18 protein-coding genes are annotated in these 15,074 nt (G+C 69.1%); 7 read left to right on the top strand and 11 right to left on the bottom strand.

Translation table 11 applies throughout. The features are described 5' to 3' along the window. Window positions 1–106: 106 nt before the first annotated feature. Window positions 107–1,483, top strand: a complete 1,377-nt coding sequence (gene purB, locus NGM07_RS18125) for an adenylosuccinate lyase (protein ID WP_253514143.1) — start codon at window positions 107–109, stop codon at window positions 1,481–1,483. Between the two features lie 113 nt (window positions 1,484–1,596). Here purB and NGM07_RS18130 read toward each other — a convergent pair whose 3' ends face one another. Together NGM07_RS18130 and NGM07_RS18135 are read right to left on the bottom strand one after the other, a co-directional pair. Then, window positions 1,597–1,809 (bottom strand): hypothetical protein, encoded by a 213-nt coding sequence (locus NGM07_RS18130; protein WP_253514145.1) that lies wholly within the window; start codon window positions 1,807–1,809, stop codon window positions 1,597–1,599. A gap of 117 nt (window positions 1,810–1,926) precedes the next feature. After that, window positions 1,927–3,024, bottom strand: a complete 1,098-nt coding sequence (locus NGM07_RS18135) for a M48 family metallopeptidase (RefSeq protein ID WP_253514147.1) — start codon at window positions 3,022–3,024, stop codon at window positions 1,927–1,929. A 120-nt stretch (window positions 3,025–3,144) separates the two neighbouring features. On the opposite strand from NGM07_RS18135, the gene NGM07_RS18140 reads away from it, so the two are divergent. Then, a complete protein-coding gene (locus tag NGM07_RS18140) occupies window positions 3,145–3,555 on the top strand; it encodes a DUF7979 domain-containing protein (protein ID WP_253514149.1) in 411 nt (136 codons plus the stop codon). Between the two features lie 96 nt (window positions 3,556–3,651). Continuing rightward, window positions 3,652–4,107 carry a DUF7979 domain-containing protein gene (locus tag NGM07_RS18145; RefSeq protein ID WP_253514151.1) on the top strand — a complete coding sequence of 152 codons (456 nt, stop codon included), beginning with the start codon at window positions 3,652–3,654 and terminating at the stop codon, window positions 4,105–4,107. A gap of 26 nt (window positions 4,108–4,133) precedes the next feature. Here NGM07_RS18145 and NGM07_RS18150 read toward each other — a convergent pair whose 3' ends face one another. From NGM07_RS18150 to dapA, 8 genes are all read right to left on the bottom strand, one after another. Then, window positions 4,134–5,183 carry a hypothetical protein gene (locus NGM07_RS18150; RefSeq protein ID WP_253514153.1) on the bottom strand — a complete coding sequence of 350 codons (1,050 nt, stop codon included), beginning with the start codon at window positions 5,181–5,183 and terminating at the stop codon, window positions 4,134–4,136. A 158-nt stretch (window positions 5,184–5,341) separates the two neighbouring features. Beyond that, window positions 5,342–5,533: a hypothetical protein gene (locus NGM07_RS18155; protein ID WP_253514155.1), complete on the bottom strand. Its 192-nt coding sequence runs from the start codon at window positions 5,531–5,533 to the stop codon at window positions 5,342–5,344. Between the two features lie 68 nt (window positions 5,534–5,601). Beyond that, the gene (locus NGM07_RS18160) at window positions 5,602–6,738 is read right to left on the bottom strand and encodes a M20 family metallopeptidase (RefSeq protein ID WP_253514157.1); all 1,137 of its coding nucleotides are present in this window, start codon (window positions 6,736–6,738) and stop codon (window positions 5,602–5,604) included. Then, a complete protein-coding gene (gene dapF, locus NGM07_RS18165; protein ID WP_253514159.1) occupies window positions 6,735–7,592 on the bottom strand; it encodes a diaminopimelate epimerase in 858 nt (285 codons plus the stop codon). The genes NGM07_RS18160 and dapF overlap by 4 nt, the downstream gene beginning before the upstream one ends. Then, on the bottom strand, window positions 7,589–8,839 hold the full coding sequence (gene lysA / locus NGM07_RS18170) for a diaminopimelate decarboxylase (protein ID WP_253514161.1): 1,251 nt from the start codon (window positions 8,837–8,839) through the stop codon (window positions 7,589–7,591). Before lysA ends, dapF begins: the two co-directional genes overlap by 4 nt. Beyond that, on the bottom strand, window positions 8,836–9,678 hold the full coding sequence (locus tag NGM07_RS18175) for a 2,3,4,5-tetrahydropyridine-2,6-dicarboxylate N-succinyltransferase (RefSeq protein ID WP_253514163.1): 843 nt from the start codon (window positions 9,676–9,678) through the stop codon (window positions 8,836–8,838). Before NGM07_RS18175 ends, lysA begins: the two co-directional genes overlap by 4 nt. Next, window positions 9,675–10,502 carry a 4-hydroxy-tetrahydrodipicolinate reductase gene (dapB, locus tag NGM07_RS18180; RefSeq protein ID WP_253514165.1) on the bottom strand — a complete coding sequence of 276 codons (828 nt, stop codon included), beginning with the start codon at window positions 10,500–10,502 and terminating at the stop codon, window positions 9,675–9,677. The genes NGM07_RS18175 and dapB overlap by 4 nt, the downstream gene beginning before the upstream one ends. Before the next feature lie 64 nt (window positions 10,503–10,566). Then, the gene (gene dapA, locus NGM07_RS18185; protein ID WP_253514167.1) at window positions 10,567–11,478 is read right to left on the bottom strand and encodes a 4-hydroxy-tetrahydrodipicolinate synthase; all 912 of its coding nucleotides are present in this window, start codon (window positions 11,476–11,478) and stop codon (window positions 10,567–10,569) included. Window positions 11,479–11,878: 400 nt separating this feature from the next. Here dapA and NGM07_RS18190 point away from each other — a divergent pair, with 400 nt between their 5' ends. The 3 genes from NGM07_RS18190 to NGM07_RS18200 all read left to right on the top strand — a co-directional run bounded on the left by NGM07_RS18190 (window position 11,879) and on the right by NGM07_RS18200 (window position 14,154). Continuing rightward, complete coding sequence (locus NGM07_RS18190) at window positions 11,879–12,520, top strand: metallophosphoesterase family protein (RefSeq protein WP_253514169.1); 642 nt, start codon at window positions 11,879–11,881, stop codon at window positions 12,518–12,520. Between the two features lie 144 nt (window positions 12,521–12,664). Continuing rightward, the gene (locus NGM07_RS18195; RefSeq protein WP_253514171.1) at window positions 12,665–13,297 is read left to right on the top strand and encodes a metallophosphoesterase family protein; all 633 of its coding nucleotides are present in this window, start codon (window positions 12,665–12,667) and stop codon (window positions 13,295–13,297) included. A gap of 359 nt (window positions 13,298–13,656) precedes the next feature. After that, on the top strand, window positions 13,657–14,154 hold the full coding sequence (locus tag NGM07_RS18200; protein ID WP_253514173.1) for a LabA-like NYN domain-containing protein: 498 nt from the start codon (window positions 13,657–13,659) through the stop codon (window positions 14,152–14,154). A gap of 38 nt (window positions 14,155–14,192) precedes the next feature. On the opposite strand, the gene NGM07_RS18205 is transcribed toward NGM07_RS18200, so the two are convergent. Then, on the bottom strand, window positions 14,193–14,363 hold the full coding sequence (locus tag NGM07_RS18205; protein WP_253514175.1) for a hypothetical protein: 171 nt from the start codon (window positions 14,361–14,363) through the stop codon (window positions 14,193–14,195). 169 nt (window positions 14,364–14,532) lie between these two features. Between NGM07_RS18205 and NGM07_RS18210 the strand changes: the two genes are divergently transcribed. Beyond that, window positions 14,533–15,018 carry a PUA domain-containing protein gene (locus NGM07_RS18210; protein WP_253514177.1) on the top strand — a complete coding sequence of 162 codons (486 nt, stop codon included), beginning with the start codon at window positions 14,533–14,535 and terminating at the stop codon, window positions 15,016–15,018. The last annotated feature ends 56 nt before the right edge of the window (window positions 15,019–15,074 follow it).

Consider the following 15,074-nt stretch of genomic DNA (forward strand, 5'->3'; position numbering starts at 1 on the left):
TTCGAGCATAAATAGTGGCGGATATCGCGTGGTGTCGCTTCGAGTATGCACGACCGTGCCGCTTTCGACCGACACGCTTTTTGCCCGCGCCCCGGCACTCTCGGGCATGAACCCCCTCTACGCCGTGTCGCCGCTGGACGGTCGCTACGCCGGCCGGACCGAACCGCTCCGGGAGTACGCGAGCGAGGCCGCGCTCGTGCGCGCCCGCGTGCAAGTCGAAGTTGAGTATCTGCTCGCGCTCGCCGACCTCGACGTCACACCGCTGGAAATCGACGCCGACGACCGGGCCGAACTCCGCGCCCTCTACGAGGAGTTCGACGAGGACGACGCCGCGCTGGTCAAGCAGATCGAAACCGAGGGCTACGGCGACTACTCGGCGACGAACCACGACGTGAAGGCCGTCGAGTACTTCGTCCGCGAGGGGCTGCCCGAGGGCCTCGACGCGGCGTCGTGGATTCACTTCGCGCTCACGAGCGAGGACGTCAACAACCTCGCGTACCGCCTGCTCGTGAAGGGTGCGGTCGAGGAGGTCATGCTGCCGGAACTCAGCGAGATTCGCGAATCGCTCGCGGACCTCGCCCACGAGTACGCCGACGTGCCGATGCTCGCGCGCACTCACGGCCAGCCCGCGACCCCCACGACGTTCGGCAAGGAGATGGCGGTCTTCGCCGCTCGCCTAGGGAGAGCCAAGGGTCGGGTGAAGGACGCCCGCGACGGCCTCCAGGGCAAACTCGCCGGCGCGTCGGGCACCTACGCCGCCCACGTCGCGGCCTACCCCGACGTCGACTGGCGGGCGTTCGCCCGCGAGTTCGTCGAGGGACTGGGCTTCGAGCAGGCGCCCGTCACGACCCAGGTCAACCCCTGCGACGACCTCGCGGAACTGTTCGACGCGCTCCGGGGCGCGAACAACGTCCTGTTCGACCTCGACCGCGACGCCTGGCGCTACGTCAGCGACCGCTACCTCGGCCAGGAGGCCGCAGCGGGCGAAACCGGCTCCTCGACGATGCCCCACAAGGTCAACCCCATCGACTTCGAGAACAGCGAGGGGAACCTCTCGAAAGCCAACTCCGACCTCGTCTTCCTCGGCGACTACGTCACCTCCTCGCGGCTCCAGCGGGACCTCTCGGACTCGACGGTCAAGCGCAACATCGGCGCGGCGTTCGCCTACTGCCTGCTGGGCTACGTCAAACTTCAGGACGGCCTCTCGAAGGTCGTCCCGAACGAGCAGGTCATGCGCGAGGAACTGGACGCGACCCCCGAAATCATCGGCGAGGCGGTCCAGACGATTCTGCGCCGGGAAGGTCACGACGACGCCTACGAACGCGTGAAGGACCTGACTCGGGGTCAGCGCGTCACGCTCGAAGACTTCCGGGACCTCTTCGCGGATCTGGACGTGGACGACGAAACCCGCAAGGAACTGCTGGCGCTCACGCCCGCGGGCTACACGGGCGTCGCGAGCGAGATGGTCGAGGACGTCGACTGAAGCTAGCTCGAGGACGTCGACTGAAGCTAGCTTCACGGTCGTTCTGCCGCTGGCGAGATGTCGCTTCGTCGTCGGCACGAGAATCTTCCCGACTTCCGCCCACCACGCGCCAACTAGGGCGCCCAGTACCGCTCGTACAGGTACATCGAGGGCCAACACAGGCCGTATCCCACGTACCCGACGGCGACGCCGAGCGCGTGCAGTTTCGAGCCACCGACGCCCCTGAGGACTTGCGAGACGCCGACTACCGCCATCCCGACGAGATACGCCGGCAGTAACAGCACCCAGAGCCACTGCGCAGCGTCCTTCCGCCTGTCGGTGGTCATGCGACGCTGTTCGGTCGCGACCGACGTAGTCATTTTCCAACACTTCTACGAAAACGCTCGCGGCGGCGAGCGACCGTCGCACGTGACGCCGACACGCCGTTCGGCACCTCCCCGCGGTCACTCCGACAGCCTGGTCGTCCGGCGCTCGACGGACGGGTACTTCGACAACAGGCGGCCGACGCGGCCGTACTCCCTCGGAATGAGATTGCGTTCCGCGAGGATGTCGAGCGCCCAGGCCATCGCGTCGGGGCTTGCGGCCTCGGCGGCGACGCGGTCGGCGTCGTACTCGGTCCAGCGGGCGACGGCGGCGATGACCAGCCAGAGCGGGATACCGAATAGGGCGAGTAACAGCAGTCCATCGGCGGAGAGGTCGGCGATCACCAGCGCCACCCCGACGACGAGCAGACAGTACAGGCCCTTTCGGAGCAGGAGGTGGCCGCGACGGAGGTGCGCGAACTCGTGTTCCGCGACCGCTCGTATCTCGGCATCCGGAAGTTCGTCGAGGAGGAAGTCGGTGAGGTAGACGCATCTCCATCCGGGAACGACGCCGGCGGCGTACCCCTGGGCTTGCTTGGCGTCGCTCGCGTCGATGACGCGAACCGGTATCTCGCGGTCGGCAATCTCCCCCAGGACGTCGCGCTCGTCCGGGTCGAGTGCCCGGGTGTCGTTCAGTCGTTCGACCAGCACGGGTGCCACGGCCCCGTAGGCGACGTACGCCGCGGCGGTCACCGCGACCAGGGTGAGCCCCGGTTCGAACGCCCCGGCCAGCAGGAACAGGCCGAGTTTCGGGCCGACGAACGCGGCGTACCGGACCGTCGCGTTTCGCACCGCCGACCGCGCGGAGACGTCGATGTCCTTCAACTCGCGCCAGAGGGGAAGCGTGGCGAGGGTGACGACGACGTGGCCCGCCAGCACGGGGCCGAACACTACGCTCGTCGAGAAGAGCGCATTCTGTATCGGCGTCGACCCGACCACCGGAATCCGCTGGGTCAGAACGTCGAGCACGGCCAGCAACCCCGTCGGGATACCCACGAGGACGATGGCGATGCCGGCGCAGAGGCTCATGCTGAGTTCCAGCGACCGCAGTTCGGCCGCCGCCTTCGACGGCCGTTTTCGAAGCGCTAGTCTGCCCGCGAGTCGGGTGAGTGCGAAGAAGCCGAACAGCATCGCTCCGTAGACGAGCACGATGGCGCGGACCGTCGCGACGACGTTCATGAATCGGCGAACAGTCTCGACCGTCGCATGATAAAATTTCCGTCACTAACGCTGCAGACGAGAACTGCGGTCGCTCGCCCGCACGAACGTTTAAATACCGAGACGCGGCCAACTCGCCGGGTGAACGTCGAGAACTTCCTGCTGGTCTACCTCGCCCTGTTCCTATTCGTGGGAGCGATGGCCGCCGGTATCGGCGCGCTCGAATACCGCGTGGTTTCGGAGGGGCAGGTCGAACGACTCCCCCGCGAGGCCGGATGGCCGATTCCGTACGGCAATCTTTCGGGCCGCGAACGTCGCATGGTCGACCGCGCCATCGACGGCGACAGGGTGGTGGTTCGCGCCTCCGGCGACCTGCCCGGCCGAATCCACAGGCGGGGGCGGTTCGGCGTCCAACGTGCCGGCGAGACGTACCTGCTGGACAGGCAACTGTTCTTCAACCTCCGGACGAAGTTCGCCCGCGCGGCGGGCGGACTCGGACTCGCCGGTCTGCTCGCGACGGTCTGGGCGTTCCGCAGGGAACACGGCGGGTGAGCGTTTCCGGGTCCGGCGACGAGCCTCGACGCGACAGGCGACGCCCGAGGCGTCACCGTCGAAACAGATATGTGAACGGATGTACACTTTCGACGCGTGCGCGTCGAGAACTTCCTCCTGTTCTTCGCCGGCGTCCTCCTGCTCGTCGGGGCGCTCGCGGTCGGTATCGGCGCCCTCGAGTACGAGGTCGTCTCGGAGGGGACTGTCACCACGGTCCCCCAACAGCGAGGGTTCGGGAGCGAACCGGTCCCGGTCGTGCGCTACGAGGAACTCTCGGCGCACGACCGGCGCGTCGTCGACCGCGCTATCGCGGGCGACCGCGTCGTCATCCGGGACGCCGCCGACCTGCCGGGACTCCGCCCGCGCAAGGGCAGACTCGGCGTTCGACGCGACGGCCGACTCTACCTCCTCAACCGCCACCTCTTTTTCAACTGGCGGACGCCGTTCGCCGCCGGAGCGGCGTCGCTCGCGCTCGTCGGCCTCGGCGCGGTCGCCGAGTCGATTCGCCGCGAGCACTTCCCCGACCGGCGGTTCCTGATTCCGCGGCGATAGCGACCCCGGGCGTACCGCGTCTCGGCTCAGTAGTACACGTCGACGTGGAAGGTGTGTTTGAGGGAGTAGGTGTCGGACGACCACCCGCCGTCGTAGAACTCGCCGTCGGCGACGAGGTCCATCAGGTCGTGGTAGCCGCTCCCGGCGGCCTGCTGGTCGAGCCACGTCGAACTCCCGGGTTTCATCCCGTTGGTGTTCTCGCGGGCGGCATCGGTGTTGAACTCCTCGGACCACTTGGCGTAGTTGCTCGACGGACTCGATTCGTCGACGGTCGTCACGGCGGGTAGGGTGTACTGCCACCCGAGGCTCGCACCGCCGGTGCCGACGGAGACGCTGATGGTCTGCTTACCGTCGTGGGTGCCCAGCGGGTCCCACTCGTGGAGGTCCGCCCCGCCCATGCTGTTCTGCCGCCAATCGTGCATCGGCCGCCCGACGTTGTTCACCCAGTCGGAGCCGTACTTCTGGACGCCGGGTTCCATCGCGAAGATGTGCTTGACGGCGTAGGCGTCCTGGGCGGCGTCGCCGTCGCTCGCCAACTGCTGGAGGTCGAAGTTGTTGGTGACACAGCCGTAGGGGTCCTTGCAGAAGTCCGCCTCGTCGTGGAGGATTCGGTTCCACGAACCCGCCTGCGTGCGCACGCCGTCGGTGCGCGCGCCGGTACCGAGTCCGCGCTCGAACGCGCCGGCGCGGGCGGTCGCTCTCCCGTGGAGTGTCGACACCGAGTCTGCGTCGCCCGCGATGCCGGCGTACTGTTGGGGGACGCCGTTCTCGTCGATTCGGTACGCGAAGGAGACGACGGTGCCGTCTTCAGGGTCGGGCGTCGAGCGCGCCGGCGGGGCGTCGAGGTCCCCACCGCAGGCGTTGAACTCCCGGAGGGCCGTCTGCCGGACCTCGTGGCGGTGTTTCCCGGAGACGCCGCGGTCGAAGTCGGCCGTCGCCACGTGGACGTCGCTCGCGGCGGGACCGCGGGCGCTGACCGCTGATGTGGCCAGCGCCGCTCCGGCGACCGCCGCGCCGGTCGCGCGCAAGAACGTTCGTCGGTCGGCACCGTTCGGTGAGGGGGATTCGTCTGTCATGACGCGAGCTTACTTCTTACTATTTAAACTTATAATTGTATTATAGAAAGTGAAAAATAACTAACGGTCGTAGGGCTACGAAGTGGCGGCAACCGAATACCGAGAGCGTTCCGCGATGCAGACACAGCGCGCGATTCGGCGGATACGGTCGAGCGCGCCTACCCGGTCCAGAAACTGAGGACGCCCAGCACCACGATGAGCGACGAGACGCCCAGAAGGTAGGGACCGACGACGCCGAGCGTCCCGGAACCGGCCGCCGCCAGCGCCGCGACGCCCACGAGGAGCACCGCGGCGGCGAAGCCGACGCGGCCGGTGCGGCCGACGGCCCGTCCGGTGGTAGTCTCTCGCATGCGCTAGACACTCGATTCCGACACGATAAATCCGGCGAGTTTCCGCGGGTCGAACGGACCCGGTGCCGTCAGCGAACCAGCGAGGAGAGGGTCGCTTCCACCGCTTCGGCCGCGCGTTCGACGTCCGACGCCCGGACGTACTCGCGCGGAGCGTGGGCGACCGCGCCTTTGTCGTCGGCCAGCACGCCCGGCCCGAACACGACCGTCGGGGCGAGTTCCGCGAAGTAGGAGGCCTCCGTCGCCGCCCGGAACGGTCGAACGTCGCCGCCGCTGGCATCCCGGAGCGTCTCGACGAGCGGGGAGTTGGCGGGCGTTTCGAACGCCGCGAGGAACGGCGTCTCGCGGTCGGTCAGGTCGACGTCGACTCCGACGTCCTCGGGCGCGGCGGCGCGCAGGTGGGTCTCCAGGCCCGACCGGAACTCCTCGGCCGTCTCGGGCGGGACCGACCGGCGGTCGACCACGAACGAACACTCGGCGGGCACCTGGTTCGTGGCGGTTCCACCCTCGACGGTCGTGGGCGTCAGCGTCGGCGGACCGAGCGCGTCGCTCTCGGAAAGTGCGTCCTCGCGCTCGGAGAAGGAGTCGAGCGCCGCCAGCAGGTCGCCGGCCGCCCGGACGGCGTTGGTCCCCTCCTGGGGTTCGGCGGCGTGGGCGTTGGCCCCGCGCGCGGTCACGGTCGCCTGGAAGCGCCCCTTCGCGGCGTTGCAGACGTCGAGGTCGGTCGGCTCACCCACGACGACGGCGTCGGGTTCGCGGTCGAACGAGAGCGCCGCCGCCCCTTTCGAGAGGGTCTCCTCGTCGGGCGTCACCGCGAGGGTGACCCTGCCGCGTTCGGGTTCCACGGCCAGAAACGCCGCGAGCAGCGCCGCCAGCGGTCCCTTCGCGTCGCAGGACCCCCGGCCGCGAATCACGTCGCCGTCGCGTTCGTAGAGGACGTGGGGCGGGACGGTGTCGATGTGGGTGTTCAGGACGACGTGCGGGCCGGCGGACTCGGCGCTGTCGTCGGACGTCGAACCGCGAGCGCGGTTCGCGCCGGCGGCGCGAACCGCGAGCGTGTTCCCGGCGTCGTCGACGCGGACCTCGACGCCGGCGTCTTCGAGCGTCTCGACCAGCAGCGACCGCATCTCGGACACGTCCTCGTCGGAGGGCGTCCGGACAGCGGTTTCGAGGAACGCCACAGGGTCGAACTCCGGGGCGGCGCTCATGCTCGCGTGATCTGTCGGGTTTCCGGGATCGAGGAGAGTTCGTCGCCGAACTCGCGTTCGACCGGACCGGACAGCATCGCGTCGCCCGTCTCGGGCAGAGTCACGTCGAGGCGGCCGCCCGGCGGGTGGACCGCGACCTGCTCGCCGGGTTCCGGCCCGTCGTCGAGGCGGCCGAGTCGGCGCGCGGCCGCGACGACGGCGACCGCGCCGGTGCCGCAGGACTGGGTTTCGCCCTCGACGCCGCGCTCGAAGGTCCGCTGGTCGAACCCGCCGTCGTCCCGGCGCGAGGCGAACGTGACGTTCGCGCCCTCCGGGAAGACGTCGGCGCTGCGCACGGCGGGCGCGACCTCCTCGACGTTCACGGCCTCCACGTCGTCGACGAACGCGACGGCGTGGGGGACGCTGGTGTTGACCGCGGTCACCTCGACGCCCTCGACCGACTCGGCGACCAACGGGTCGCCGCCGGCCAGCGGGACGTCGGCGGGCGCGAACGACGGGGTGCCCATCTCGACGGTGACGCTCGTGCCGTCGACCTCCGCCCGGCGGGTGCCGGCCTGGGTGTCGAGCATCACGACCGACGCGCCCGTGCGCTCGGCGGCCCACTTCGCGGCGCAGCGCGCGCCGTTGCCGCACATCGCCGCGGTCGAGCCGTCGGGCTGGACCAGCGTCATCACGACGCGGGGCGGCGAGAACCGCGATTCGAGCGCGAGGAAGAGGACGCCGTCGGCGCCCACCCCGTCGCGTCGGTCGCATATCTCCCGGGCGAACGCGCCCCGGTCGGGGACGTACTCGTCCGCGTCTACTATTACGAAATCGTTGCTCGTGCCGTGGTACTTCTCGTACGCGATGCTCATGGTTGCTCCTCTGGTTCCGTTACGTCCGCAATCGTTTCGCGCCGCCGCGCCAGCGTCGCCTCGTCGCCAGCCAAGACGACGGACGCCGGACGGGGGCGGGAGTTGTACTGACTGGCCATCTCGTAGCCGTAGGCCCCGGCGTTGCCGATCGCCAGCAGGTCGCCGCGCCGGGGGTCAGCGAGCCAGTGCTCGCCGAAGGTGTCCGCGCTCTCGCAGACCGGGCCGGCGACCGTCACCGTCCGGTCGGGACGCTGCTCGCCGACCGCCGAGAGGTTCCGTATCTCGTGGTGAGCGTCGTAGATGGCCGGGCGCGCGAGGGTGGTCATCCCCGCGCCGACGCCGACCACCGTGGTCTCGCGGCCCTGCTTGACGGTGTTGACCCGGGTGAGCAGGACGCCGGCGTCCGCGACGAGGTAACGGCCGGGTTCGACCGCCAGGGTCGCGTCGACCTCGCCGAGCGCCTCGCGAGTGGCTTCGGCGACCGCGTCCAGATCGAGGGGCTCCTCGTCGGGCGCGTAGGGGACGCCGAAGCCGCCGCCGACGTCGACGAACTCCAGGTCGATTCCGGCGTCGGCGACCTCGCGCGCGAGGTCGCCCATCCGCGAGACGAGTTCGCGGTGGGCGCTCAGGTCCTCGCCCGAGATGCCGCTGCCGGCGTGGGCGTGGAGACCGACCACGTCGAAGTTCTCGGCGGCCTCGACCAGGAGGTCGACCGCGCGCTCGGCGGGCACGCCGAACTTGGCGTCGGCGCCGGTCCGGACCTTCTCGTGGTGGCCCGCGCCGACGCCGGGGTTCACGCGCAGGCAGAGCCGGCCGTCGTAGCCCCGGTCGGCGAGGCGGTCGACGGTGTCGGCCGCGCCGGCCGTGACGGTGAGTTCCGGCTCGCCGGCCGCGAGTTCGACCGTGCGGTCGAGGTCGGTCGCCGGCGGGTTCACCGCGGTGTAGTGGACCCGGTCGCCGGGGACGCCCGCCCGAATCGCGCGGACCAGTTCGCCGGCCGACGCGCATTCGATGCCCGCACCCTCGTCGGCGAGCGCCTGGAGGACCGGCCGAGCCGTGTTGGCCTTCGCCGCGTAGAGCACTTCGGCGTCCGGGAACGCGTCGGCGAGTCGCCGGTAGTTCTCCCGAACCCGGTCGAGGTCGAGGACGTACAGCGGCGTGCCGTGTTCGTCGGCGAGGGTTTCGAGTCGCTCGGGGTCCCAGTCGGCGAGTCGTCGCACCGGCGGGTTCCGGACGGTCGCGTTCATGACTCTCTCAGAGCCTCCTCTCGTTCGACGCCTTCGAGGGTGGTTTCCTCGACGTCCATCGCCACGACCGCGGGCTTGTAGGCCCCGCCGTCGAACAGGTCGTGGTCGCCGACCGACGACTCGACCATCCGGGCGAACGCCCGCCGCTCCGGCGGGAGGTGGCCGTAGACGATCTCCTCCTCGACCAGGTCGTAGACGGGAATCCGCGGGGTCAGCAGGGTGTTCTCGGCGACCACCGAGTTCTCGCCGACGACGAAGCCCGAGGTGACCCGACAGCCAGCGCCGAGCGACGCGCCGTCCTCGACGACGACCGGGGCGTCCTCGACCGGTTCGAGCACGCCGCCGACGAGCGTGTTCGCGCCGAGTTTGACGTTCTCACCGATCTGGGCGCACGAGCCGACGGTGTCGCAGGAGTCGACCAGCGTGCCGTCGCCGACGTACGCGCCGACGTTGACGAAACTCGGGCTCATCAAGATGCAGTTCGCGCCGACGTGCGCGCCCCGGCGGAGCACGGTCCCGTCGGGCGTGTTGCGGGTGCCTCGCCCCGGCAGGTCGTCGGTCCGACGGAGCGGGAGCACGTCGTGGTAGGTCACGTCGCCGTACTCGCGGGCCTCGATGTCGCGCAGGCCGAAGTTGAGCAGGATGCCCTCCTTGACCCACTCGTTGGACTCCCACTCGCCGCCGCGCTTCTCGGCCGCCCGGACCTTGCCGGCTTCGAGCGCGTCGAGGAACGCCCCGAGCGTTTCGAGATCTCCGGTGTCGGCGGAGTCGGCCGACAGGTCGCCGTCGTCGTAGCGCCGCCAGAGGTCCTCGATTTCGGACTGGAGGCCCGTGCTCATCTGTCGGCACCTCCCAGCACGTCCGAGAAGTCGTAGTAGCCGGGTTCTTGGCCCGCCAGCCAGACCGCGGCGTCGAGCGCGCCCTCGGCGAAGACGCCGCGGTCCTCCGCGCGGTGGGTCAGTCGAACCTCCTCGTGGTTGCCCGCGACCAGCACCTCGTGTTCGCCGGTGATGTTGCCCGCGCGGCGGGCGTGGACGCCGATTTCGCCCGATTCGCGGGGCTGGTCGCCGTGCCGGCCGTGGACGCGCTCCCCGCTCGCTTCCCCGCCGTTCTCCGCCCGCGAGTCGTCGCCCGCGGGCGACGACTCGCGGGCGCTCTCGATGGTGTCTAAAATCGTGTTCGCGGTGCCGCTGGGCGCGTCGCGCTTGCGGTTGTGGTGGGTTTCGGTCACCTCGACGTCGTAGCCCGGCAGGTCGGCGACGGCCGACTCGACCGCCCCGAGCAGGGCCTGGACGCCGCGGGCGAAGTTCGAGGCCTTCAGCACCGGGGCGTACTCGGCGAGTTCGACGAGCGCGGCCTCCCCGCGTTCGTCGAAGCCCGTCGTGCCGACGACGCTGGCGACGCCCGCCTCGGTTGCGACCGCGACGTAGTTCTGGGCACTCTCGGGACCCGTGAAGTCGACCAGCACGTCGGGGTCGCGCTCGGCCACGAGGCGGTCGAACTCCCGGGTCGGGGCGACGGACACGCCCGCGACCGACTCCTCGGCGTCGGGGTCGCGGTTGACAGCGAACGCGACGGAGACGTCGTCGCGCTCGTGCGCGGCGTCGATGACCGCCCGCCCCATCTGCCCGGTCGCGCCCGTGACCGCCACGTCGACGCTCATACCGCTATCACGCTCCCGTCTGCTACTCCCGCGTCCTCGCTTGCGCTACGATCGCACGGCGCGTTCATACTTCTACCTCAGTCGGTTCATCGGATAACTCCGCGAGGATACCCGCAAGTTCTGCCCGGTGTTCCTCGGAGAGTCGCGTCAGCGGCGAGCGCAGGTGGGCCGGGCCGTAGTCGCGGAGTTCCATCGCCTCCTTCACCGGGATGGGGTTCGTCTCGGAGAACAGCGCGCGGAACAGCGGCGCGAGTTCCTCGTGGACCTCGCGGGCCGTCTCGAAGTCGCCCGACCGGGCGGCCCCGACCAGCGCGGTGGTGCGCTCGGGTTCGACGTTCGCGGCGACGCTGATGGTGCCGCTCGCGCCGAGGCTCAGCATCGGGAGCGTGAGGAAGTCGTCGCCCGACAGCACCGAGAAGTCCCGGTCGCGGGTGCGCTCTATCACCTCGCCGATTCGACCCAGATCGCCGCTGGCGGCCTTGTAGCCCACGACGTTGTCGTGTTCGGCCAGCGAGGCCGCGGTTTCGACCGCGATGTTGCGGCCGGTTCGGCTCGGGACGTTGTAGATTATCTGGGGGACGTCGACCTCGTCGGCGACGGTCCGGTAGTGGCGCTCCATCCCCTCGGGTTCGGGCTTGTTGTAGTACGGCGAGATGAGGAGCAAGGCGTCGGCGCCCGCCTCCGCCGAACGTCGCGAGAGTTCGACCGCCTCGCGCGTGGAGTTACTCCCGGAGCCGGCGATGACGGGCACGTCGACCACGTCGGTGACCGCCTCGACCACCTCGACGTGTTCGTCGTGGCTCAGGGTCGCGCTCTCGCCGGTCGAACCGACCGGGACGAGGCCGTCGACGCCCGCGGCTTCGAGTCGTCGGGCGTCTGTGCGAAGCTGTTCGAAGTCGATGCTGTCGTCCGTCCGGAACGGCGTCGTCATCGCGGGGAAGACGCCGCTGAAGGGTTCGCTCGTCTGTCGTGTCATGTGCGTTGTCTGGTGCTCGGGGTTCGCAGTTCGGTGTGTCGCGCGGTGCAGAATCGGAGAGTGGTCGGCGACGGGGTGCCAGTCCGCCGAAGACCTGTCAGTACGCGCGTTTTGTGGCTTTGAACCCGGCGAAGAAGACCGACGCACCGCTGGCGGGTCGCGCCCGCGAGTCAGCGTCGGCGTCGGTTACCATGTCCGACCAACGGATTCCCTCCGACTTAGCTCTTGCGCCGCCCGCGATACCTGCCAAAACCCACCGTTCGTGTCACGGCGTCGCCGCGTTCGCCGCGATTCGGTCGGCGTCCGGCCGACGTGGTTCGCGACCGACCGCGACCGACGCCCGTCCGAACCCGCGGCGCGCTCCGCGGAATTTATCACCAATTCCGACGAAATAGTAACGATGCTCGTCCTCGGAGACGCCCACGCCGACTCGCCCGACAGGCGGCGCGCGCTGTTCGCCGCCTACAGGGCCGCCGAAGCGGACGTGGCGCTGCAACTCGGCGATCTGCTCTACTACGACCTCCCGGTCCCGACCTACTTCATCGCAGGCAACAACGAGGACTTCGACGTCATCGACGCGATGCGCAACGGCCGGGTCGAGAGTTCGGAGGTCCAAAACGGCTACCTGCTGGCGAGCACGGTCGCCGAGGTCGAGGGCCTGCGGGTCGCGGGCCTCTCGGGCAACTACGCGCCGAGTCAGTTCGACCGGCCGCGGCCGAACCTCCACGGCGAGCGCCGCCGCCACTTCGTCCACGACGACGTCGAGAAGGCGAAGAAACTGACCGACGTGGACGTGCTGTTGACCCACGAGGCGCCCCACGGACTTCCCGTCTCCGAGGACTACGAGGTGGGTTGTCCGCACGTGGACGAACTCATCGAGGCGCTCGACCCGGACCTCTGTCTGGTGGGCCACCACCACCAGCACGCCGAGACGACATACGGCGACACCCGGGTCGTCAGCGTGGGTCCCGTCTGGAAGGAGTACTACCTGCTCGACCCCGAGACGCTCGAACTCACCGCGTTTCCGACCCCGTCGGCCTGAATCGCCCGGGCCGTTTCGTCTTCTTCGTCTCCGTCTCTCTGACCGTCTCCGTCCCCTTCGTCTCCCGGTCGGCGGCCCGCTCGTGCGCGAGTCGCGCACGAGCGGGCCGCCGACCTTACCTTCCCGCCCGCCGAGGCTTCGACCATGCTCGTTCTCGGGGACGCGCACGCCGACGACCCGGACAAGCGCCGGTCGCTCGCGGCCGCCTACCGCGCCGCCGACGCCGAGGTCGCCCTCCAGACCGGCGACCTCCTCGACTACGACCCGCCGGTGCCGACGTACTTCGTCGCGGGCAACAACGAGGACTTCGACACCATCGACGCGCTCCGGCGCGGCGAGACGGCGGGGACGGCCAACGTCCACCTGCTGGCGAGCACGGTCGCCGAGGTCGAGGGCCTGCGGGTCGCGGGCCTCTCGGGCAACTACGCGCCCACCCAGTACGAGAAGTCCCGGGAGGAACTGTCGGGCGACAGGCGCCGCCATTTCGTGAAAGACGACGTCGAGCGCCTGAAGGAGCAGGAGGACGTGGACGTGCTGTTGACCCACGAGGCCCCCACCGGCCTGATATACTACGGCTACGACGCCGGATGCGAGCGGATCGACGAACTGCTCGAAGCCCTGCAACCGGCGCTCTGTCTGGTGGGCCACCACGAGCGTCACGCCAAGTCGACGTTCGGCGAGACGCGGGTCGTGAGCCTCGCGCCCGCGTGGGAATCGTACTATACTCTGGACCCCGAGACGCTCGAACTGACCCGCCACGAGACGCCCGCGGAGTAGGCTCGGACGATTGGAGTTGGCGGTTTCGCAGATGCGGGTTCGCCCTTTGGCGCGCGCTGGCGCGACTCCGCGGTTTGGAGTCGCGCCTTCATGCGCGAGGGATGACCGAGCGCCCCGGAGGGGCGCGAAAGAATCGGCTGGAGAGGCGTGTGGCAGTGGCGGTGGCGGTTGCGGAAATCGTACTAGCAGTCGAAGATGCAAATACGCCGAGACGCGACGCGTCTCGGCGTATTTGCGTGTCCTTTTTTGGTCCAGCTTTTTTCGAGGAGCGGTAGCCGGAGCGCCGAAGGCGCTCACGGCTACCCGACGAAGAAAAAAGGTGGGGGACCTTTTTACGGGAGGCCGACCGACACTTCTCCATGACGGAGATACATCCATATCAGCGCGTGGCGGTGCTCGCCGACGCGCAAAATCTCTACCACACCGCCCAGAGCGTCTACAGCCGCAACATCGACTACTCCGCCCTCCTGGAGAAGTCGGTCCAGGACCGCGAGGTGACCCGGGCCATCGCGTACGTCATCCAGGCCGACAGCCCCGACGAGGAGCGGTTCTTCGAGGCGCTGGCCGACATCGGCTTCGAGACGAAGATAAAGGAACTCAAGACGTTCGGCGACGGGTCGAAGAAGGCCGACTGGGACGTCGGCATGAGCCTCGACGCGGTGACGCTGGCCAACCACGTCGACACCGTCGTCCTCTGTACGGGCGACGGGGATTTCTCACGGCTCTGCTCGCACCTCCGCCACGAGGGCGTCCGGACCGAGGTCGTCAGCTTTGAGGAGTCAACCTCCGAGGAACTCATCGAGGCGGCCGACGCTTTCGTCGATATGTCCGAGCGCCCGGAGACGTTTCTGCTGTAGCGCGAACGACCGCGACGGGACGAAAACGAGAGCCGGTTTCAGACCGGACGGCCTTCTTCGCCGTCGATGCCGATGAGCAGTGCGCCGGCCGCGAGGCCGAGCACCGCGACGGCCGAGATGATGTTGGTGGTGAACGACTGCGTGCTGGCGACCGCGAAGATGAGCGCACCCGCGACGAGCAGCAGGGCGATGCCGAGCTTGGTTTTCATGGTATACCGGTACGTAGCGCCTCGACGAACATAAATCGCACTCAAACCGCCGCCGGAACTTTACGATAAATCGTTATACAATTACGGGTCAGGGGGACGATTGTTACCTAATAGCACGCGGTGGGGCGAGGACGAAGGCTTTTCGCCGGGCGGCCCCAATCGCCGGAAAATGAGCGACAGCGACACGCGAGACGGGGATCTCCCGGCGCTCCGGACGACCGCCGACTACCAGTTCGGCGCGGGCGTCGGGGCGGCGCTGTTCCCCGAGGGTGAACCGGTCGAAATCAAGCGGTCGTCTTCGGGACGACCCCAGCAGGTCGTCGCCGAGGAGGGTCGGCTGGTCACCTACGCCACCGATGGCCGGTTCACCCTCGGACTGGCCGGCGGCCGGCGCATCGTTGCCGCACTCGACGCGCCGGCGGGCCGGGTCGTCGTCGGCGACGAGAGCGAACCGTTCGTCCGCGACGGCAAGAACGTCTTCGCGAAGTTCGTCGCCGCGGCCGGTCCCGAGATTCGACCGGGCGACGAGGTGGCGGTCGTCCACGAGGACGGCCGACTGCTGGGGGTCGGCCGGGCGGAACTCTCCGCCGACGCGATGGCCGACTTCGACACCGGCATGGCCGTGATGGTCCGGGAAGGCGCGGGCGAGGCGTAGCGCTGACGAGGCGTAGTGTCGCAAGTTAGCGCGGGTAGGTCGTGGGACGGGTGGCC

It is taken from the genome of Halorussus vallis (genome assembly GCF_024138165.1).
Lineage (GTDB): Archaea > Halobacteriota > Halobacteria > Halobacteriales > Haladaptataceae > Halorussus > Halorussus vallis.